The organism is Sphaerimonospora thailandensis, assembly GCF_016863115.1.
In the GTDB taxonomy this organism is placed as follows: Bacteria; Actinomycetota; Actinomycetes; order Streptosporangiales; family Streptosporangiaceae; genus Sphaerimonospora; species Sphaerimonospora cavernae.
In genome coordinates this window covers 1-19,509 of record NZ_BOOG01000066.1, presented here as the reverse complement: position 1 = coordinate 19,509, position 19,509 = coordinate 1, and the positions used below count along the sequence as shown (strand labels likewise).

Sequence of the window (19,509 nt, the reverse complement as noted above, 5' to 3'; positions counted from 1 at the left end):
GCCCTACCATGCCAGCCGCCACCGACAAGACAGCCTGCTCCCGGGGCGCCCCGGTGCGGAAACAGCTCAGCCGAGGGGGTAGACGGGGACGGTGGCGCCGTCCTTGGCGAGCATGGTCCATTCCCGCTTGTCGCCGCTGTAGGTGCGCACCTCACCGTGTCCCGGACCCGACTCGCCCCTGTCGATGTCCGTCCCGGCCAGCACGTGATCGGGGGCGCCGGCGATCGAGACGATCTCGGCCTGGGCGTCGAGCTTGATGGCCGGTTCCTCGGCGGGCTTGCCCTCCATGACCGACCAGGTGGCGAGATCCTGGCCGCCCTTCCCCTTGGAGAGCACGAGCAGGTCGGCGGCGTCCCGCCAGGCGATGGCCTTGATCTTCTGACGGTCCTGGGCCTCGACCAGCGTCCGCACGTTGTCGATTCTGACCTGCCGGCCGATCCGGAAGATCGTGCCGATCTTCACTGTGGTGCCGCGCCCCTCGTCCATGATCACCGCTACCCGAGTGCCGTCACGCGACACCCGGAACGCGTTCATGCGGCCGTTCGCCAAAGCGGGGGGAATGCCCACCCGCCGCGCCTGCCCCTGGGTCGCCTGCCACACCCGGGTCTTGCCCTCACCGACCGGCTCGGCGGCCCACACGGATCCATAGCGGTCCCATGAGGGGCCGGTGAGGTCCCTGCCCGCGATCCACCGCTGCCACTTGCTGCCCGGTGCCGTACCCGTCACGTAGACCCCGTCGCCGTTGACCAGCGCGGCGATCCTGGGCTGGTAGTCCCCGGAGACGGCAGGGGCGGTGAACTGGACATCCTGTTCGCTCGCGGCACCCAGGACCGGGTCGCCGCCGCCCTTGTCCTTCACCCTGTGCAACTTGCCGTCCCGCATGAAGTACGCCTGCGCCTGGGCTGTCACCACATTCGGGTCGAACTGGGCGTAGTCCGGCAGCTTGAAGCGGAGGCCGATGCCGCGGAAGGGCTCGCCGTTGACCCGGATCTCGACGGTGAAGCCGGTCGCCAGTTCCCCCAGGCTCCACACGAGTTGGGCCTTCATCGCATCGATCTCGTTGTCGGAGACCGACTCCACCGCGGAGGTGAAGTCGACGACGAGTGTGTCACCGCCCTCGACGGTGATCCGGTTGAGCTCCGTGCCACCGGGAAAGGCGGTGGCGACCGCGCCCCTGATCGACTCGCTCGGACCGGCGAGCAACCGGCGAACCCGGGTCTCGGGCAGCCCCCTGCCCGGGATGATCGGCACCCACACCCGGTCGACGACGAGCCCGTTGACCGGGGTCGCCGGGGGAAAGCACAGGTCCACCCGGCGATAGGCCCGCTCGAGATCGTGACGGGACAGCAGCCGTCCGTCGGGCAGCTGAGCGATCCGCCACTGTTCGTCGTCCCCCCTGACCAGGCGGAACGCTTCTTCCACAATGCCGGTGGCCGGGGTGTAGTTGCCCTCCGACCCGATGGTGGCCACGGCAGTCCCCTTGAGCGTGACGGTGGCGTCCTTGGCGTCCTTGAGCGAGCGGATCGGGCCCGAGAACTTGCCCTCGTCGTAGACCCTCGTCTGCTTCCAGGGTTTCCACTTCTGGGAGGCGTCGGCGGTCAGGTACCGCCTGGCCATGGTCAGGCGGGGGTCGTCGAAGCTCGCGGTGGCCGCCTGGAAGCCTTTGACGACGTCCTCAGGCGAGGCGTCCTTCTTCGGCGGCTCGGCGATCATGCGGACGTACTGCTGGCTCAGCGTGTCCCTCGCCCTGTCCTCCTCGACCAGGTGCGGGCTGCCACTCGTCGGCACGGTGGCGCAGCCGGTGCCCGCGGCGAGTACGGCGAACGCCGCGGCCGTGGCCGCGGTCCTCGGGAACCTAGGGGACATCGAAACCGCCCGCGTCCGAGGTCTCCCGCACTCCGATGCCGACCTCCGCGATCACCCCGATGGCCGGGGCCAGGACCGGGGTGCCGTGCCCCCGCCACGAGCGCCGCATCTCCACCTCAGGCGGCACCAGCGGCAGCGGCGATCCCCTCAGCGGGGCCCCGGCCGCCCTGGGCAGCGACAGGCGGAACTGGCTGCCCTCGCCCGGCGAGCCCCACGCCTGCAGCCAGCCGCCGTGCAACATGGCGTCCTCTCGGGAGATGGCAAGCCCCAGCCCCGTGCCGCCGATGGTCCTGGCCCGCGACGGATCGGCCCGCCAGAAACGGTCGAAGACCATCATCTCCTCGCCCGGTTTGAGCCCCACCCCGTGGTCCCGTACGGCCACCGCCACCGCGTCACGGTCGGCGCCGAGGGTGACCACGATGTCCCTGCCCTCTCCGTGCTCGATGGCGTTGAACAGCAGATTACGCAGGATGCGCTCGACCCTGCGGCTGTCGACCTCGGCCACGCACGGCTCGCTGGGCAGGCGCAACTCGAACCTGGTGGACTGCCGTTCGGCCAGTGCCTCGGAGTCGCCGATCGCGCGCAGGACGACATCGCGCATGTCGGCGGGCTCGAGATCGAGGGTGGCCGCGCCCGCGTCGTGGCGGCTGATCTCCAGCAGGTCGGCGAGCATCGACTCGAACCGTTCGAGCTGGTTCTGCATGAGCTCGGCAGAGCGCGCCGCCGCGGGATCGAAGTCCTCCCGGCTCTCGTAGAGCAGGTCGGCGGCCATGCGCACGGTGGTCAGGGGGGTGCGCAGCTCGTGCGAGACGTCGGAGACGAACTGCCGCTGGACCTGGGACAGCTCCTCGAGCTGGTGGATCTTCAGGGCGAGGTTGGACGCCATCTCGTTGAAGGAGGCGGCCAGCCGGGCGAGGTCGTCCTCTCCGCGCACCTTGAGCCGCTCCTCCAGCCGCCCGGCGGCGAGCCGTTCCGCCGCCTGCCGCGCGAGCCGCACCGGAGTGACCACCTGGCGGGTGACCAGGGATGCGATCCCGGCGAGCAGCAGCACGAGCGCCGCGCCCGCGCCGATCACTATGCGCTGCACGGCGAGGAGCGTGGTCTCCACCTCACCCAGCGGGAAGAGGTGGTAGATCTCGTAGGTCCCGTTGACCCGGGCACCGATGACGATGCCGCTCACCCGCTGCCTGTCGCCCAAATAGCGGAGTTTCGTGTTCTGCTCGACGAGCACGCCCTCCTCACTGCGCTGCACCTTGGCACGCAGCGCGTCGGGCACGCTCGACCAGTCGATCGCGCCGGTGGCCCGGGCCTGGCCCACCTTGCTCTCATTGAAGGTGACGATGTCGTAGCGCCCACCAGAGCGATCGCCCAGCGCGTCGACCGCCTCCCCGACCAGATCGCCGGCCTCCCCCTCCGCGTCGCCGTCCGGCAGCGCGTCGGTCAGGTCGGGCGACGGCGGGGTGAGGTAGCCGATCGCGGTCGTGACGTTGGCCCGTGCCTCCTCCCTGGCCGACTGCACGGCGCCCTGCAGCACCGACGCCGTGATCGACTGCATGAGGAACACTCCCAGCACCACGACGACGGCCATCGACAGCACGAGCGTGCTCGTCACCACCCGGAACTGCAGCGAGCGCCGCCAGCTCCGCCGCAGCCTGCCCGCCGCGCGGCGGGCGCGCCTGCGCACCCCCCGGGCGATCTGGCCCGGGGTACGGCGGCGGGACCTGGCGGCGGAGGCGGGCATGCTGGAGGTGAGGTGTTACGCCGGGCCGGCCTTGTAGCCGACGCCCCGGACCGTCACCACGATCTCAGGGTGCTCGGGGTCCTTCTCGATCTTCGCGCGGAGCCGCTGGACGTGCACGTTGACCAGCCGGGTGTCGGCGGCATGCCGGTATCCCCAGACCTGCTCGAGCAGCACCTCTCGGGTGAACACCTGGCGCGGCTTGCGGGCCAGCGCGACCAGCAGGTCGAACTCCAGCGGCGTGAGGTTGATCGTCTCCTCGCCCCGCTTCACCGAGTGGCCGGCCACGTCGATGGTGATGTCGCCGATCTGCAGAATCTCCGGGGTCGGCTCGTCGGTACGGCGCAGCCGCGCGCGGACGCGAGCCACGAGCTCCTTGGGCTTGAAGGGCTTGATGATGTAGTCGTCGGCGCCGGACTCCAGGCCGAGCACCACATCGATCGTGTCGCTCTTGGCCGTCAGCATGACGATCGGAACCCCGGACTCGGCGCGGATGCGGCGGCAGACGTCGATGCCGTCGGCACCGGGCAGCATCAGGTCCAGCAGGACGAGGTCGGGCCGGGTGTCCCGGAAAGCGTCCAGCGCCTTGTCACCATCGGACACGAATGACGGTTCGAAACCCTCCCCGCGCAAGACGATGCCGAGCATCTCGGCGAGAGCGGCGTCGTCGTCGACGACCAGCACGCGTCCTTTCATGGCCCCTCATTCGTTCTACGCTTTGGGAGATTTGGGTGATTGTCACGGGTTTCACAGGAAGGTTACCCGTGGTCGCCACTTGGGGGTAACACCACCATCACAGAGGACGCAGTTTAGGCCCAGGACGACGGATGCGCGATTACCTGACCGGATACGGTCAGGATCTTGGTTGTCCCTTGACATTCGGCCCGGAGCTTGCACCGGCGCATCGCTCCGGGCGGCGCTCGGGTCGCGGGGGAACCCTGGTCGCGGGGGAACCCTGGCCACGAGGGGGCGAACGTCTCGGCGGGCGCTACATCGCCGTGCGGCTTGCCGTACATCATGCCAGGATTGGGACATGACAGACGCCCCCGATCCCACCCCTGACGAGCCGTCCGGCTGGGCGGCCGAGCAGCCTCCGCCGTACGGCGGAGCCGCCGCCTCCTGGGCTTCGCCGGGCGGTCAGGAACGGCCCGGCGCCTCCCCCGACCCCGGCAGCACTCACTCGGGCGACCCCCACCCGGGCAACCCCGGCCCCCAGCAGCCGCCGTACAACCAGCAGTCGTACGGGCAGTCGCAGTACGGCCAGGGGCCCGATCCGTACGGCTACGGTGGGCAGCAGTACGGGGGCCAGTCCGGGCCGTACGGCTTCCGCCCGCCGCCTCAGGCCCCCCGGCCCGGCATCATTCCGCTGCGCCCGCTGGCCCTGGGCGACATCCTCGACGGCTCGATCAAGCTGATCCGGTCCAATCCGAAGGCGACGCTGGGCCTCTCGGCCGTCGTGGCCGCGATCAGCACGATCCCGGTCGCGGTCGGCCAGGGGATCGTCCTGCGGGACTACGGCACGACGTTCAATGGCGGAATGGACGCCGTCGACGCGTCGGGGTCCCTGCCCTCCGGGCAGGTCGCCCAACTCGTCGGCACACTGGTCTCCCTCGTCATCTCGTTCTTCGCGACCACGATCCTCACCGGCATTCTCACCCGGGTGCTCGGCCGCGCCGTCTTCGGCGGGCGCATCACGGCCGGCGAAGCGTGGCGGCTGGCGAGGTCGAGGGTGCCCGCCCTGCTCGGGCTGGTCCTGCTCCAGGGGCTCATCCTCCTCACTCCGATGCTGGTGGCCATCGCGACATTCGTGGCGCTCGCCATGGGCGGCTCGCTCAAGGACCTGGACGGTTCCTCGGTGGGGGCACTGCTCCTCCTGCTGCTGCTGTTCATCCTGCTCTACCTCCCCTACGTGTTGTTCTTCCAGACGAAACTCGCCCTGGCCGCCCCCTCGGTCGTGCTGGAAGGGCTCGGCGTGACCGACTCCATGCGCCGGTCGTGGCGGCTGGTGAAGGGGGATTCGTGGCGGGTGCTCGGCATCCTGCTGCTGACCACGCTGCTCGTCAGTTTGGTCAGCGGGGTGCTTTCGTTCCCCTTCAGCCTCGCCGGGACCCTGCTCGGGTTCTTCGGTGAGGGCACGACGGCATCGGCGATCTTGGGAGCTCTGCTGGTGGCCATCGGCGGCGTCCTCGGTTCGATGATCACGTACCCGTTCCAGGCGGGGGTCAACGGCCTGCTGTACGCCGACCGGCGGATGCGGGTCGAGGCGTTCGATCTCGTGTTGCAGACCGCGGCCGCGCAGAACCATGCGCAGGGGTGGGTGCACGCGAGCGTCGACGACCTGTGGCACCCGTCGAACGCCGCCCAGGCGGCGACCGCCGGCCCGCCGCCGTATGAAGGGCCGTATGAAGGGCCGTACGAGGGGCCGCCATATCAGGGGCCCAGGCCGTGACGCCTGCCCCGTCGGCAGTCCTGTCGGCGGTCGTGCCGCTGTTCGTGTCACTGGTCGGGCCGCTGACCGCGTCGCCGATCGCGTCGCCGATCGCGTCGCCGTTCGGGCCCCCCGTCGACATCGGACGCGACCAGGCTCGGCAGGAGGCGGAGGGGAAGCTGCTGCGGTCGGGCTACGAGCAGGAGTCGCCGGTCGACTGGCTCTGGCGGAAGTTCGACGAGTTCCTGGGCGATCTGCTCGACGCCGGAACGAACTCGGCGGGCGGCGTCATGTCGCTCATCGTCATCGTGGTGATCCTCGTCGTCCTGGCGGCGCTGCTGCTGTGGGCCCTGCGGCGGATGTCGCGCCGCGGCCGTACCGGTGAGGGCGCGGTCTTCGACCAGGCGGAACTGACCGCCGCCGAGCACCGGGCCGCGGCGGGCCGACACGCCGCCGACGGGAACTGGCGCGCGGCCGTCCAGGAGCGGCTCCGCGCGATCGCCCGCGACCTCGAGGAACGCGCCATCGTCAGCCCGCTGCCCGGCCGTACCGCGATGGAGCTCGCCGAGACGGCGGGCACGGCGCTGCCGTCACACGCCGCCGCGCTGCGGCAGGCAGCGCGCGTCTTCGACGACATCGCGTACGGCGACGTGCCGGGGACGCGGCAGGCATATCTCACCCTCACCGCTCTGGACGACAGCCTCCGCAAGGCCCGCATCTCGCTGGACGCGGCCACGTGAGCACCCGGACGAGCGAGCACACCGCGCCGGCCGGTCGGCCGGCGCCGCCCGAGGCGGGAGACGCGACGCGGACCGTACCGCCGGCGACGGCGGGAACGGCCGTGGTGAAGACCGGGCGATGGCGTCGGCTGCGCGGGGTCCTGCTGGTGGGGATCATCGTGGTGGCGGCCGCCGTGGTGCCCGTACTGCTGACGCCGTCCGGCGAGGCGGGCGGCCGCTACCTGGATCCCGCCGACACGTCCTTGGCGGGCGCCCGGGCCCTCGCCGACGTGCTCGCGGATCACGGTGTCGCCGTCGAGCGCGTCGACAGCGTCTCGGCCGCGTTGGCCCGGGCCGGCTCCGACAGCCTGCTCCTCGTCACCGAAGCCGGCGAGGTGACCGCGACGGGGGCGAGACGGCTGGCCGCGTCCCCGGCCGACCGCCTGATCGTGGGTCGGGCGGCGCACCTGGACATCCTCGCGAGCGGGGTCACGCCCAAGAAACGCGACACACGGACCAGGTCCCGCGACCCGGAGTGCGGGCTGCACGAGGCCACCCGGGCCGGCAGCGCGTACCTGGGCGGCATGTCGTTCACCGGGCCGGCCGGGTCCGTCGGCTGCTATCCCGCCGGCGCGAACCCGACCCTGGTCCGGTACGTCCTGGACGGGCGTACGATCACCGTGGTCGGCGACGGAGACTTCATGACCAACCTCCGGCTCTCGGAGGACGGCAACGCCGCGCTCGCGATCAACCTGGCCGGGGCGAAGCGGCGGCTGGTCTGGCTCGTTCCCCCGGACGCCGCTGCCCCGGGTACGGACGGATCCGGGTCAGGCGGACCCGGCGGAGACGACCCCACGGAGGCGCGGTCGCTCGGCGACCTCGTTCCGGACGGCGTCAACTGGGCGATCTTCCAGCTTGTCGTCGCGGTGGCCCTGGTCGCCGTGTGGCGCGGGCGCAGGCTCGGCCCGGTCGTGGTCGAGCGCCTTCCCGTGATCGTGCGGGCGTCCGAGACCGTGGAGGGACGCGGGCGGCTCTATCGGGCCAGACGGGCACGTGACCGAGCCGCGCTCGCGCTGCGGGCCGCCGCCGCCGACCGGATCACCCCGCGCCTCGGGCTGCCCGCCACCGCGGCGCCCGACGAGATCGCCGCGGCCGTCGCCGTACGAACCGGGGAGGATCTCCAGCAGGTGCGGACCGCGATGTACGGCCCGGCCCCGACGGACGACGCCGGCCTGGTGGCGCTCGCCGAACACCTCGACAGACTCGAAAGGCAGGTTCGAGACTCTTGACCGCACCAGTGTCCCCCGGGTTCCCGGGGTCCCCCGGACCCTCAGGTTCCTCGGGAGCCTCGGGCGCCTCGGGACCGCCCGGATACTCGGGCGTTCCGTCGTCGGGCTCACCCGGATCCGACGGCTCAGCCGGGTCCGTCACGGGATCGGACGAGCAGCGGGCCGAGGCCGCGCGAGCGGCGCTCGCCGCGCTGCGCGCCGAGGTGGCCAAGGCCGTGGTGGGCCAGGACGCCGTCGTCACCGGCCTGGTCATCGCGTTGCTGTGCCGTGGGCACGTGCTGCTCGAAGGCGTCCCCGGTGTGGCCAAGACCCTGCTGGTCCGGACGCTGGCCTCCGCGCTGGCGCTGGACTTCAAGCGGATCCAGTTCACCCCCGACCTGATGCCCGGTGACGTGACCGGTTCGCTCGTCTACGACGCGAAGACCGCGGAGTTCGAGTTCCGGGAGGGGCCGGTCTTCACGAACCTGCTGCTGGCCGACGAGATCAACCGGACCCCGCCGAAGACCCAGGCGGCCCTCCTCGAAGCGATGGAGGAGCGCCAGATCAGCGTGGACGGCGCGGCCCGCGCACTGCCCGATCCGTTCATCGTGGCGGCGACCCAGAACCCCATCGAGTACGAGGGCACCTACCAGCTCCCCGAGGCGCAGCTCGACCGGTTCCTGCTCAAGCTCACCGTGCCGCTGCCGCCGAGGGAACAGGAGATCGCCGTGCTGGAGCGGCACGCACTCGGCTTCGACCCGCGCGACCTCTCCGCGATCAAGACGGTCGCCACGCCGGCCGACCTGGCGACGGCCCGCGACGCCGTCAAGCAGGTTCACGTGGGGCCGGCGGTGCTCGGGTACGTGGTGGATCTCGCCCGCGCCACCCGCCAGTCGCCGTCGCTGCGGATCGGCGTCTCCCCTCGAGGGGCGACCGCGCTGCTCGCGGCGGCTCGCGCGTGGGCCTGGCTGTCAGGGCGGACGTACGTCACCCCGGACGACGTCAAGGCCCTGGCCCGGCCCGCGCTGCGCCACCGCGTGCAGCTCCGGCCCGAGGCCGAGCTCGAGGGCGCCGCCCCCGACGGCATCCTGGACGGCATCCTCGCCACCGTCCCGGTCCCCCGCTGACCCCCGCCGACCCCCCGTGATCTTGCAGATAATCGCATGCAATAGCCCTGACGTGCGGAGATGGAGTTCGTGATCATGCACCAGGAGGCGGCAGCCGTACCGACCGGAGCCGCGGCGTCGTGGCGCTGACCGGACGCGCGGGTCTGCTCGCCGCGTTGAGCGCAGTCGCGGTGCTGTTCGCGCCGCGGCCGGGACTCGCCGTGGCCGGGTTCGCGATGCTGATCGCCGCGCTCGTCGTGATCGACCTGCTGCTCGCCGGCAGCGTGCGCGCGCTGCGGTTCGGCCGGGACGGCGAACGGTTGGTACGGCTCGGCCGGTCGACCGAGATCGGCCTGATCGTGGAGAACCCCGGCAGCCGCCGGGTCCGGGGTGTGCTGCGCGACGCATGGCCGCCCTCGGCGGGGGCGAGGCCCCGCCAGGTGCGGTTCGCGGTGCCGAGCGGCGAACGGCGGCGACTGATCACGACGCTGGCGCCGACCAGGCGGGGCGACCGCGAGGCGGTCACCGTGACGGTCCGCTCGCTCGGGCCGCTCGGCCTTGCCGGGCGGCAGGGCGCCCACCGGGTGCCGTGGTCGGTCCGGGTGCTGCCGCCGTTCCTCAGCCGCAGACATCTGCCCAGCAGGCTGGCGAGGCTGCAGGAGCTCGAGGGCAACCACCCCGCACTGGTACGCGGCCAGGGCACCGAGTTCGACTCGCTCAGAGAGTACGTGGTCGGCGACGACGTCAGGTCGATCGACTGGCGGGCCACCGCCAGGCGTGCCGACGTGGTCGTACGGACCTGGCGGCCCGAGCGCGACCGGCGGGTGCTGATCGTCCTCGACACGGGGCGTACGTCCGCGGGCCGAGTCGGCGTCGCACCGATCCCGCTCGCCGGTGAACCATCGACGGGCCACGGGAAGTCCGACAGCCCTCAAGCGGGGCAGGACGGGCCTTCGGCGGCGGATCTCGCGGGTCGTCCCGAAGCGGGGTGGCCGAGGTTGGACTGGTCGATGGACGCCGCGCTGCTCCTGGCCGCGCTCGCCTCCCGCGCCGGTGACCGGGTCGACTTCCTCGCCTACGACCGGAAGGTCCGCGCGTCACTGTCCGGGGCGTCCCGGACCGAGTTGCTCTCCTCACTGGTCAACGTCATGGCGCCGATCGAGGCGGAGCTCGTCGAGTCCGACGCGTCCGGCATGGTGTCGGCCGTGCTGGCCAGGGCCGGCCGCCGCTGCCTGGTGGTGCTGCTCACCGACCTCAACCCGGCCGCGCTGGAGGAAGGCCTGCTGCCGGTGCTGTCCCAGCTCTCGTCCCGCCACCTCGTCCTGCTCGCCGCCGTCGCCGACCCTCGGGTGGCCGCGATGGCGTCCGGCCGGGGCACGGCCGAGCGCGTGTACGACGCGGCCGCGGCCGAACGGCTACGCGGGGAGCGGCGCAGGATCACCGCACTGCTGCGCGGACACGGCGTCGAGGTCGTGGACGCGCTTCCCGAGGACATCGCCCCCGCACTGGCCGACACCTACCTAGCCCTCAAAGCCGCCGGCCGCCTCTGAGAGCAGCCGCATGGATCGGAGAAACCAGAGCCGTGGGTCCGGTGAGGTGGAATGGCGACGCCGTCGAAATGCTCGGCGAGCACTGCGGTGCCCGATCCCGGTGCCCGTACGGAAGCTTCCTTCACGTTGAGCCTCCGTACGGGACGGTTAAAAGAGTTCAGGAGGCCGGGGGGCGCCACATCGGGAACATCGGCGGGCCGTCGGGCAGGATCAGCGGCTCACCAAGGTCCGCGTAGCCGTGGTGCAGGTAGAACTCGCGGCTGCGGGGGCTGGAGGCCTCCAGGTACGCGGCCGTCCCCTGCGCATCGAGCCTGCGATGGTGCTCGGCCACCAGCAGGCTGCCCAGCCCCTGGCCCTGCCGGTTCGGCAGCACGGCGAGAAACCCGAGATAGCAGTGCGGCTCGTGCGGATGATGCTTGTCCATCGCCTCGCCGAGCAGCCCGAAGCGCTCGGCATGTGGACCGGCGAGCACCTCCATGCGGGGCCCGATGTCCGGGACCTCGGGGATGGGCGAGGCGATGTTGTCGAACCACACCGCGACCGCGGACATGTCAGCCGTCGCGTAGACCTCGCCGTAGGTGAAGGCGTGCTCGACGAACATGGCGAAGTGCGGCGGCAGCACCCGACGGCGGTCGTCGTCCGGCGGGACGAGCCAGTTCGAGACCGCGAGGTCGTGGAAGGACTCCGCGATGATCGCGCCGACCGTGTCGGCCGCCTCCGAGCTGGGCTTGATCCGGATGATCTCGGTCAACTGCTCCTCCTGACCGCGGCCTGGGCGCCCAGGCCGATGTTGGCGTAGATCTCTGAGCGTTTGGCGCGCAGGAACATCGCCCAGGCGATGCCGAGCCCGATGCCGAGGAGGTACAGGGCGGGCAGGAGCCAGCGGAGCAGGGAGTCGGGCTCCACGCCGAGAATCTTGTCGAAATTGATCAGCGCGAGTCCGAGCACACAGAACAGCAGCACCGAGGCGATGCCCGGGGCTATCTGGGTGCGCCAGGCGTTCTTCAGCCCGGGATTTTTGGCGAAGAAGGCGAACACCGCGACCGAGGTGGTCGTCAGCAACACCAACAGGCCGAAGCCGCCGAACGAGCCCAGGGTGAAGAACATCTCGACCAGCGGATCCGAGCTGAAGATCGCGTATATGACGATCGCCACCAGACCGAGGACACTCTGGCTCAGCGATCCCAGCAACGGGGCGCCGGTCCGCGGGTGGGTACGGCCGAAGGCCGCGGGCAGGACGTTCTCCCGCCCGAGCGCGAAGATGTAGCGAGAGGTCGTGTTGTGGAACGCGATCATCGCCGCGACGATGCTGGTCGCGAACAGGACCGAGCCGATCGTCGAGATCGTCGATCCCAGGTGCTGCTCCGCCAGGCCGAACAGGAGACCGGGACCCTGCTCTCCGGCCGCCTCTGCGATCTCATCGGTGCCGACCGGCACGATCATCGCCCACGACGAGATGGTGTACAGAACGGTGATGACGGCGAGCGCCAGGTAGGTCGCGAGCGGCACTGTCCGCTTCGGGTTCTTGGTCTCCTCGGCGAAGACCACCGACGACTCGAAACCCGAGAAGGACGCGACGCATATCGCGAGCAGAGCGCCGAAGCCGGGGGCGAAGAAGTTGCCGGGGTTGAAGACCTCCGGACTGAAGCCGGTGGCGGCGGCCGGGTGGAAGAAGCCCGCGATGTCGAAAACGATGACGAAGGCGATCTCGGACAGCAGCAGAACTGCCAGGATCTTCCCGTTCACGTCCACCCGCATGAGGCCGAGCACCCCGGTCAGCGCCCAGAAGACCAGCGCGATCAGCCACCACGGCGGCGAGATCCCGAACCAGTCACCGAGCAGCGGTTCGACGGCCGACCCGATGATGCCGTAGAGGCCCAGTACGAGTGCGTTGTAGGCCAGCAGCGCGACCCAGGCGGTCGCCACGCCCACCGGCCGCCCGAGGCCTTTCGCGGTGTACGCGTAGAACGCGCCTGCGTTCACCACGTAGCGGGACATCGTCACAAATCCGACGGCGAACAGCCCCAGAATGGCGCCGAGCAGGATGTACGCCAGCGGAACGCCGGTCACGCCGGTTACGGCGTAGGCGGTGGTCACCACGCCGGCGGTGACCAGCAGCGGGGCCGCCGCCGACATGACGAAGAACACCACGGACGGCACGCCGAGGCGGTCTTTGGCCAGCGCCGCCGAGACGGCGCTCGTAGTTCTGTGCTCTGTCAGGGACATGCGGAAACTCCGTGGAGAGGGGTGTCGGTTTTCATCGGCACTTTGGCAGTCGGCACTTTGGCAGTCGGCACTTTGGCAGGGGGCACTTTGGCAGGGGGACTTTCACCGGGGGCTGATGACGGCGTCGCCGACAGCGGCCTTGGTCTGGGCGATCAGTTCCCGGAACGGCGCCGGGAGGGTGGCGATCGAGTCGGACAGGTGTCTCGAGTCCGGCTCCCACAGGACTGTCCGGGCGACCGTGGTCGCGACGACCAGTCCCAGCAGGAGCGCCTCGCGCGTGTCAAGTCGCTGACCGCGCTGGATCGCGAGGTTGAGACGGCCGACCGGCCACAGTGCCGTGTTGGGATCGACGGGAGCCTGCGGCCGGGCCCGGCGCGGCAGCCGTCTGCCGGGGGGACGCCGCAGCAGCCCGGCCTCCGTCATGCGGGCGGCCACGTCGGCGTGAGCCGTACGGGCGAGGAACTGCAGCCAGGTCTGGAGGGAATGCGCCGGCTCGGCGGAGATGTGGGCCAGCGCGCTCCGAGTGACCACGTCGGCCGGCGGCGCCACACCGACCGCGCCGACCGCGCCGACCATCACCGTGCCTCGCGGGGCCGTACCCGGCGCGGAGACGACGCCTCCGGGAGGCGTGCCGACCGGGGCGAGCCGCGCCTGACCCGCGGCGAGCCGGATGGTGATCCACCCGGCGAGCATCAGTTCACCCACGATGGCAGCGGCCAGACCGAGCCCGGTCAGCCGGGGATGCAGCCGCATCCGGCCCGTTCTGTCGTCATGTATGACGAAGTAGAGATCGTTGGCCAGGAGGGGACCTGCAAGATCGGCTCCAGTCACGAGAGGCGATCGTATAGCCCGAATGTCGGGTTTGTCAGCCCTGCGAATTAAATTCTAGTTTTGTCACCTGCTACCCCTGACATCACTGGCAAAACTGGTCAGAATACGGATGACTCGAATATCCGAATTTCGGGCTACCTAAATTGGTCAGGAACGACGTCAGGCCGTAGGAGCCAGGTCGGGGGCGTCCTCGATGTCACCGGTCTCGTCCTCGCGTACGGCCCGGCGACCGAACACGATCACGTACGTGAGGAAGAGCACCTCGGCCAGCGCGCCGATCGCGATGCGGGCCCACGTGGGCAGGCCCGACGGGGTGACCCCGGCCTCGATCAGCCCGGACACCAGCAGCACGGCGACCAACCCCAGGGCGACGCTCATCACGGCCCGCCCCTGCTCGGCCAGTGCCTCCCCCCGGCGCCGGGGTCCGGGGTCGATCACCGTCCAGCCCAGGCGCATGCCCACCCCGGCCGCGAGGAAGACCGCGGTCAACTCCAGCATGCCGTGCGGCAGGATCAGTCCCCAGAACACGTCTGCCTTGCCGTGGGCGTGCATCAGCCCGCTGATGATGCCCAGGTTCGCGGCGTTCTGCCAGAGAATCCACGGAATCGGCAGCCCGAGCAGAATCGCCGAGACGATGACCTGCAGCGACACCCAGGCGTTGTTCACCCATACCTGGCCGGCGAACGACGCCGCCGGATGCTCGGAGTAATAGTCGGCGAAATCATGCTCGACGAGCTGCCTGACCTCCTCCGGAGTGCCGAGGACGGTCTGTACCGCGGGGTCCTGCACCACCCACACGGCGAGCACATACGCCACGGCGAGCGACCCGAGTGCCGCGCCGAGCCACCACCGCCAGGCCCGGTAGGCCACCACGGGGAACGACACCGTGAAGAACCGGACGACCTCCCGCCAGGCCGGGCTGTGCGCCCCGGTAACCGCCGAGCGGGCCCGCGCGACCAGCGACGACAACCGACCGACGAGCATCGCGTCCGCCGAACCGGACCGGACGATGGACAGGTGCGTGGTCGCCCGCTGGTAGAGCTCGATCAGCTCGTCGACCTCGGCTCCGTCAAGGCTCCGGCGCCGCCGTACCAGCTCGTCGAGCCGGTCCCAAACCGGTCCGTGCACGGCGACGAACGCATCCATGTCCACGCATCGGACCTTATCGGGCTCGGGGACGATCAGGGCGGTGGAGATAGGGTGCGCAGTGTGTCCGAAGTCGTGACCGGCGAGGCCGTCGTCGTCGAGGTGCGGGTCGCCCAGCTCTCCAGCCGCGCCCTGGCGTTCCTGATCGACTGGCTCATCCAGATGACCCTGCTCATCGGGGTCTACCTGCTCGTCGCGTACGCCTCCCCGATCGTCGACGACGCGCTGGCCGTGGGCCTGAACATCCTGCTCACCGTGCTCGTCATCGTGGCCTATCCGGTCGCGTTCGAGACCATCAGCAGAGGCCGCAGCGTCGGCAAGCTCGCACTCGGCCTTCGGGTGGTGAGCGACGACGGCGGCCCCGAACGCTTCCGGCAGGCGCTGTTTCGCGGGCTCGCCGGGTTCGTGGAGTTCTGGATGTTCGCCGGAGCCCCGGCGCTCATCACCTCGCTGGCCAACGAGAAGGGCAAACGGCTCGGCGACGTCTTCTCCGGCACCATCGTCATCGGGGAGCGCGGGCCACGCCAGAGCCCGCCACCGGTCATGCCGCCGCACCTCGCCTCCTGGGCGGCCACACTGGAGCTCTCCCAGCTCACCGACGAGCTGGCGGGCGCGGCCCGGCAGTACCTCTCGCGCTGGCACCAACTCGCCCCCGCCGTCCAGCACGAGATGGGGACGCGGATCTCGGCCCAGGTGATGTCCCGCGTCACCCCGCCGCCTCCGCCGGGCGTCCCGCCGCATGCCTACCTCGCCGCCGTCCTGGCCGAACGTCGCCGCCGCACCGAGATCCGCCTCACCCGAGCGCAGGCCCGCCGCTCCACCATGCCCCCCGCGTACGGGACCCCGTCCGCGTACGGCATTCCTGGGGCGTACGGCACTTCTGGGGCATACGGAGCGACGCCCGCTCCGGCGGCGGCCCACGGTCCGGGGCAGGCACCGCCACCCGGGCCGACACCTGAGGGATTCGTTCCACCGACTTGATTTTTCGGATTTATCGCCAACAGAGGGTGTATCTCCCTGTTCGCGGGGCACTTGTGACGGTCGCAGGCCATTGGGGCATGCCTGCAGTGGGGTTGAGGCGGGCGCGGCCGGAAGGCGAAGGGAGAGGTCGCCTCCGGCCGCGCCTGTCCTCGGCGTAGTCAGGACCCGAGGCGCCAGGAGTGGAGGTATCGCTCCTGGGCGTCGGTGAGAGTGTCGATCTCGACATCGGCGGCCGCGAGCTTGAGCCGGGCCACCTCGGCGTCGATCTCAGCCGGTACGTCGTGGACGCCGGGCGGCAGCCGTACGGACTCCTCGGCGAGCCAGGTGGAGCGGGCGAGCCAGGCGACGGCGAGGGCCTGAGCCGAGAACGACATGTCCATGACCGCCGCCGGATGTCCCTCGGCCGCGGTGAGGTTGACCAGACGGCCCTCCGACAGGAGCAGCAGTCGCCTGCCGTCGGCCATGACGTACTCGTCGGTGTTGGGGCGGATGCCGAAGCGCACGGCGGTCGCCGCCTCCTCCAGTGCGCGTACGTCGATCTCGACGTCGAAATGCCCCGCGTTGGCCAGGATCACGCCGTCTTTCATGGCGGCCAGGTGCTCGGCGCGGATGACGTCCCGGTTGCCGGTGACGGTGACGAACACGTCGCCGATCTCGGCGGCCCGGCCCATCGGCTGGACCTCGTACCCCTGCAGCGTGGCGTCCAGCGCCTTCACCGGGTCGATCTCGGTGACGATCACCCGCGCGCCCAGCCCCCTGGCCCGCTCGGCGACTCCCCGTCCGCAGAAGCCGAAGCCTGCCACGACGACGGTACGGCCGGCCAGCAGGACGTTGGTCGCCCGCATGATGCCGTCGAGCGTCGACTGGCCGGTGCCGTACCGGTTGTCGAACATCCGCTTGGTGCGGGTGTCGTTGACCGCGACAACGGGGAAGCGGAGTGCGTTCTCCGAGGCCATCTGACGGAGCCGGATGATGCCGGTCGTGGTCTCCTCACAGCCGCCGGCGACCGTGTCGAGCAACTCCACCCGCTCGGTGTGGAGGATGTTGACCAGATCGCACCCGTCGTCGAGCACGATGTTCGGGGAGATGTCCAGTGCCTGGTGGATATGCCGGTAGTAGGTGCCCCTGTCCACTCCCGCCCGGGCGTGTACCGCGATGCCGTACGTCTCGAGGGCCGCCGCGACGTCGTCCTGGGTGGACAACGGGTTGGAGGCGGCCAGCGCGATCTCGGCGCCGCCGGCCCTGAGCGCCCCCAGCAGCACGGCGGTCTCGGCGGTGACGTGGAGGCAGGCGGCGATCCGCAGGCCGTCGAACGGCCGCTCTCCGGCGAACCGCTCCCCGAGGGCGGTCAGCACCGGCATGGCCCTGGCCGCCCATCCGATGCGGCGCTCTCCCGCCTCGGCGAGCCCCTCTGCCACCACCCCAACCTCCCAGGGCATTATCTTGCCCAACCCCCCGGGCGTGATCTTACAAAAACTCGCAGTCAGGTGCCGTCACCAGCGAGAACACCATCCGCGATCTTGCAGTCCGGCATTTCCGACTGCAAGATCACGAAGTAACGACACCCCATCCGACCAGCGGAAACCATCTCGTGTGCGAGAAACTGCAGGATCACCGCAGGTGGGTGCGCGGGGTGGTCGGTTAGTAGCGGTAGTGGTCGGGCTTGTAGGGGCCTTCGACGTCGACGCCGATGTACTCGGCCTGCTTCTTGCTCAACGTGGTGAGCTTGACGCCGAGCGCGTCCAGATGAAGCCGTGCGACCTTCTCGTCCAGGTGCTTGGGCAGCACGTACACGCCGATCGGGTAGTTCTCGGTCTTGGCGAACAGTTCGATCTGGGCGATCACCTGGTTGGTGAACGAGTTCGACATCACGAACGACGGGTGACCGGTGGCGCAGCCCAGGTTCATCAGGCGGCCCTCGGCGAGCACGATGATCGAGTGGCCGTCGGCGAAGGTCCAGGTGTGCACCTGGGGCTTGACCTCCTCCTTCACGACGCCCGGGATGCGGGCGAGCCCCGCGATGTCGATCTCGTTGTCGAAGTGCCCGATGTTGGAGACGATCGCCTGGTGCTTCATCTTCGACATGTGGTCGGCGGTGATGATGTTGTAGTTGCCGGTGCACGTGACGAAGATGTCCGCGGTGCCGACGACGTCGTCCAGGGTGGTCACCTGGAAGCCGTCCATGGCCGCCTGAAGCGCGCAGATCGGGTCGACCTCGGTCACGATCACCCGGGCGCCCTGACCGCGCAGCGCGTCGGCGCAGCCCTTGCCCACGTCGCCGTAACCGCACACGACCGCGACCTTGCCGCCGATCAGCACGTCGGTCGCCCGGTTGAGGCCGTCGATCACGGAGTGGCGGCAGCCGTACTTGTTGTCGAACTTGGACTTGGTGACCGAGTCGTTGACGTTGATCGCGGGGAAGAGCAGCCGGCCTTCCCGGTGCATCTCGTAGAGCCGGTGGACACCGGTGGTCGTCTCCTCGGTGACGCCCTTGATCCCCTCAGCGATCTTGGTCCAGCGCTTGTCGGGGCCGACGGTACGGCGCAGCGTGTCGAGGATGATCGCCCACTCCTCGGGGTCGTCCTCGCCGGCCGTCGGCACCACGCCCGTCTTCTCGAACTCGGCGCCCTTGTGCACGAGCAGCGTGGCGTCGCCACCATCGTCGAGGATCATGTTGGGGCCGGAGCCGTCCGGCCACTGCAGGGCCTGCTCGGTGCACCACCAGTACTCCTCGAGCGTCTCGCCCTTCCAGGCGAAGACCGGTACGCCCGAGGGGTTCTCAGGGGTGCCGTTCTGGCCGACGACGACCGCGGCCGCGGCGTGGTCCTGAGTGGAGAAGATGTTGCAGCTCACCCAGCGGACGTCGGCGCCGAGTGCGACGAGCGTCTCGATCAGCACGGCCGTCTGGATCGTCATGTGCAGCGAGCCCATGATCTTGGCGCCCTTGAGCGGCTGCGACGCGGCGAATTCCTTCCGGGTCGCCATAAGTCCCGGCATTTCGTGCTCCGCGAGGCGGATCTCCTTGCGGCCGAAGTCCGCAAGCGAAAGGTCGGCGACCTTGAAGTCCATGAGTGTCATCCCTCCATTGTCCGTCGCAGTGAGTTTAGGCGGCACGATCCACCCCGTGCGTCCGATCACGTGCGAACCTGACACAAGAATGTGAGGATTGCGCTCGTACGGCTCCCGCAACGGCCCGGAAACGTCTAGCGTGGGCGAAAAGGAACTGGAGGTGGTGGCTTCGATGCGGATCACGGAGGCCGCCAGACGGCTCGGTCTGTCCCCCCGCATGCTGCGCTACCGGGAGGCGCTCGGGCTGCTGCCGCCGATCCGCGACCGGGGCGCCCACCGGCGGTTCGGGCCCGAGGAGCTGGTCGCCGTCCGTCAGGCGATGGACCTGGAGCGCCGTTTCGACGTCTCCCCCGCCGAGCTGGCCTTCGCGCTGCGTGCCCTGGCCGAGCCCGCCGTCGGCCAGGCCGTACGGGACCTGGGCGTGCGCATCGGCCGGATCCCGGCGCCGCGCCGGGCACTGGACTTCGAGCAGGAGAAGGCCCTCCGCCTCCTGAGGGGCCGGTAAGGAGGCCGCAATCGCCGTCACTGCGTCGCCGGCGAAGCTTGGGACCCTGCGCGACCGCGCCAGGCGGTCATCCACG

At 70.3% G+C, this 19,509-nt stretch carries 16 protein-coding genes; 7 read left to right on the top strand and 9 right to left on the bottom strand.

All coding sequences use genetic code 11. From position 1 onward, the window contains the following. Positions 1 to 66: 66 nt before the first annotated feature. Genes Mth01_RS25900 through mtrA form a run of 3 tightly spaced genes read right to left on the bottom strand, consistent with a single transcriptional unit; the run spans position 67 to position 4,300 of the window. Positions 67 to 1,866, bottom strand: a complete 1,800-nt coding sequence (locus Mth01_RS25900) for an LpqB family beta-propeller domain-containing protein (protein ID WP_204018565.1) — start codon at positions 1,864 to 1,866, stop codon at positions 67 to 69. Then, the gene (gene mtrB / locus Mth01_RS25895) at positions 1,856 to 3,607 is read right to left on the bottom strand and encodes an MtrAB system histidine kinase MtrB (RefSeq protein ID WP_204018564.1); all 1,752 of its coding nucleotides are present in this window, start codon (positions 3,605 to 3,607) and stop codon (positions 1,856 to 1,858) included. Before mtrB ends, Mth01_RS25900 begins: the two co-directional genes overlap by 11 nt. A gap of 15 nt (positions 3,608 to 3,622) precedes the next feature. Continuing rightward, positions 3,623 to 4,300 (bottom strand): MtrAB system response regulator MtrA, encoded by a 678-nt coding sequence (gene mtrA, locus Mth01_RS25890; protein WP_055478012.1) that lies wholly within the window; start codon positions 4,298 to 4,300, stop codon positions 3,623 to 3,625. Between the two features lie 337 nt (positions 4,301 to 4,637). On the opposite strand from mtrA, the gene Mth01_RS25885 reads away from it, so the two are divergent. The 5 genes from Mth01_RS25885 (at position 4,638) to Mth01_RS25865 (ending at position 10,675) form a co-directional block, all read left to right on the top strand. Next, complete coding sequence (locus Mth01_RS25885) at positions 4,638 to 6,053, top strand: glycerophosphoryl diester phosphodiesterase membrane domain-containing protein (protein WP_204018563.1); 1,416 nt, start codon at positions 4,638 to 4,640, stop codon at positions 6,051 to 6,053. After that, positions 6,050 to 6,772: a DUF4129 domain-containing protein gene (locus Mth01_RS25880; protein WP_239090015.1), complete on the top strand. Its 723-nt coding sequence runs from the start codon at positions 6,050 to 6,052 to the stop codon at positions 6,770 to 6,772. Before Mth01_RS25885 ends, Mth01_RS25880 begins: the two co-directional genes overlap by 4 nt. Then, positions 6,769 to 8,040, top strand: a complete 1,272-nt coding sequence (locus tag Mth01_RS25875) for a DUF4350 domain-containing protein (protein WP_239090014.1) — start codon at positions 6,769 to 6,771, stop codon at positions 8,038 to 8,040. Before Mth01_RS25880 ends, Mth01_RS25875 begins: the two co-directional genes overlap by 4 nt. Then, positions 8,037 to 9,146 (top strand): AAA family ATPase, encoded by a 1,110-nt coding sequence (locus Mth01_RS25870; protein WP_239090013.1) that lies wholly within the window; start codon positions 8,037 to 8,039, stop codon positions 9,144 to 9,146. The genes Mth01_RS25875 and Mth01_RS25870 overlap by 4 nt, the downstream gene beginning before the upstream one ends. Before the next feature lie 119 nt (positions 9,147 to 9,265). Next, entirely contained in the window at positions 9,266 to 10,675 is a 1,410-nt protein-coding gene (locus Mth01_RS25865) for a DUF58 domain-containing protein (RefSeq protein WP_204018562.1), read from the top strand. 157 nt (positions 10,676 to 10,832) lie between these two features. On the opposite strand, the gene Mth01_RS25860 is transcribed toward Mth01_RS25865, so the two are convergent. The 4 genes from Mth01_RS25860 to Mth01_RS25845 form a co-directional block, all read right to left on the bottom strand. Next, on the bottom strand, positions 10,833 to 11,426 hold the full coding sequence (locus Mth01_RS25860; protein ID WP_204018561.1) for a GNAT family N-acetyltransferase: 594 nt from the start codon (positions 11,424 to 11,426) through the stop codon (positions 10,833 to 10,835). Beyond that, a complete protein-coding gene (locus tag Mth01_RS25855; RefSeq protein WP_204018560.1) occupies positions 11,423 to 12,901 on the bottom strand; it encodes an APC family permease in 1,479 nt (492 codons plus the stop codon). The genes Mth01_RS25860 and Mth01_RS25855 overlap by 4 nt, the downstream gene beginning before the upstream one ends. A gap of 102 nt (positions 12,902 to 13,003) precedes the next feature. Then, a complete protein-coding gene (locus Mth01_RS25850; RefSeq protein ID WP_204018559.1) occupies positions 13,004 to 13,732 on the bottom strand; it encodes a GOLPH3/VPS74 family protein in 729 nt (242 codons plus the stop codon). A 159-nt stretch (positions 13,733 to 13,891) separates the two neighbouring features. Then, a complete protein-coding gene (locus tag Mth01_RS25845) occupies positions 13,892 to 14,884 on the bottom strand; it encodes a stage II sporulation protein M (protein WP_204018558.1) in 993 nt (330 codons plus the stop codon). A gap of 57 nt (positions 14,885 to 14,941) precedes the next feature. Here Mth01_RS25845 and Mth01_RS25840 point away from each other — a divergent pair, with 57 nt between their 5' ends. Then, positions 14,942 to 15,859: an RDD family protein gene (locus Mth01_RS25840; RefSeq protein WP_204018557.1), complete on the top strand. Its 918-nt coding sequence runs from the start codon at positions 14,942 to 14,944 to the stop codon at positions 15,857 to 15,859. A 158-nt stretch (positions 15,860 to 16,017) separates the two neighbouring features. Here the strand turns inward: Mth01_RS25840 and Mth01_RS25835 are convergent, their stop codons facing one another. Together Mth01_RS25835 and ahcY are read right to left on the bottom strand one after the other, a co-directional pair. Continuing rightward, the gene (locus Mth01_RS25835; protein WP_204018556.1) at positions 16,018 to 17,298 is read right to left on the bottom strand and encodes an adenosylhomocysteinase; all 1,281 of its coding nucleotides are present in this window, start codon (positions 17,296 to 17,298) and stop codon (positions 16,018 to 16,020) included. 202 nt (positions 17,299 to 17,500) lie between these two features. Beyond that, positions 17,501 to 18,928: an adenosylhomocysteinase gene (ahcY, locus tag Mth01_RS25830; RefSeq protein WP_204018578.1), complete on the bottom strand. Its 1,428-nt coding sequence runs from the start codon at positions 18,926 to 18,928 to the stop codon at positions 17,501 to 17,503. A gap of 172 nt (positions 18,929 to 19,100) precedes the next feature. Between ahcY and Mth01_RS25825 the strand changes: the two genes are divergently transcribed. Then, the gene (locus Mth01_RS25825; RefSeq protein WP_204018555.1) at positions 19,101 to 19,433 is read left to right on the top strand and encodes a MerR family transcriptional regulator; all 333 of its coding nucleotides are present in this window, start codon (positions 19,101 to 19,103) and stop codon (positions 19,431 to 19,433) included. The last annotated feature ends 76 nt before the right edge of the window (positions 19,434 to 19,509 follow it).

Coding starts and splice junctions, on each gene's coding strand:
- Mth01_RS25900 (WP_204018565.1), bottom strand. CDS start 1,866: ATGTCCCCTAGGTTCCCGAGGACCGCGGCCACGGCCGCGGCGTTCGCC.
- mtrB (WP_204018564.1), bottom strand. CDS start 3,607: ATGCCCGCCTCCGCCGCCAGGTCCCGCCGCCGTACCCCGGGCCAGATC.
- mtrA (WP_055478012.1), bottom strand. CDS start 4,300: ATGAAAGGACGCGTGCTGGTCGTCGACGACGACGCCGCTCTCGCCGAG.
- Mth01_RS25885 (WP_204018563.1), top strand. CDS start 4,638: ATGACAGACGCCCCCGATCCCACCCCTGACGAGCCGTCCGGCTGGGCG.
- Mth01_RS25855 (WP_204018560.1), bottom strand. CDS start 12,901: ATGTCCCTGACAGAGCACAGAACTACGAGCGCCGTCTCGGCGGCGCTG.
- Mth01_RS25835 (WP_204018556.1), bottom strand. CDS start 17,298: ATGCCCTGGGAGGTTGGGGTGGTGGCAGAGGGGCTCGCCGAGGCGGGA.
- ahcY (WP_204018578.1), bottom strand. CDS start 18,928: ATGGACTTCAAGGTCGCCGACCTTTCGCTTGCGGACTTCGGCCGCAAG.
- Mth01_RS25825 (WP_204018555.1), top strand. CDS start 19,101: ATGCGGATCACGGAGGCCGCCAGACGGCTCGGTCTGTCCCCCCGCATG.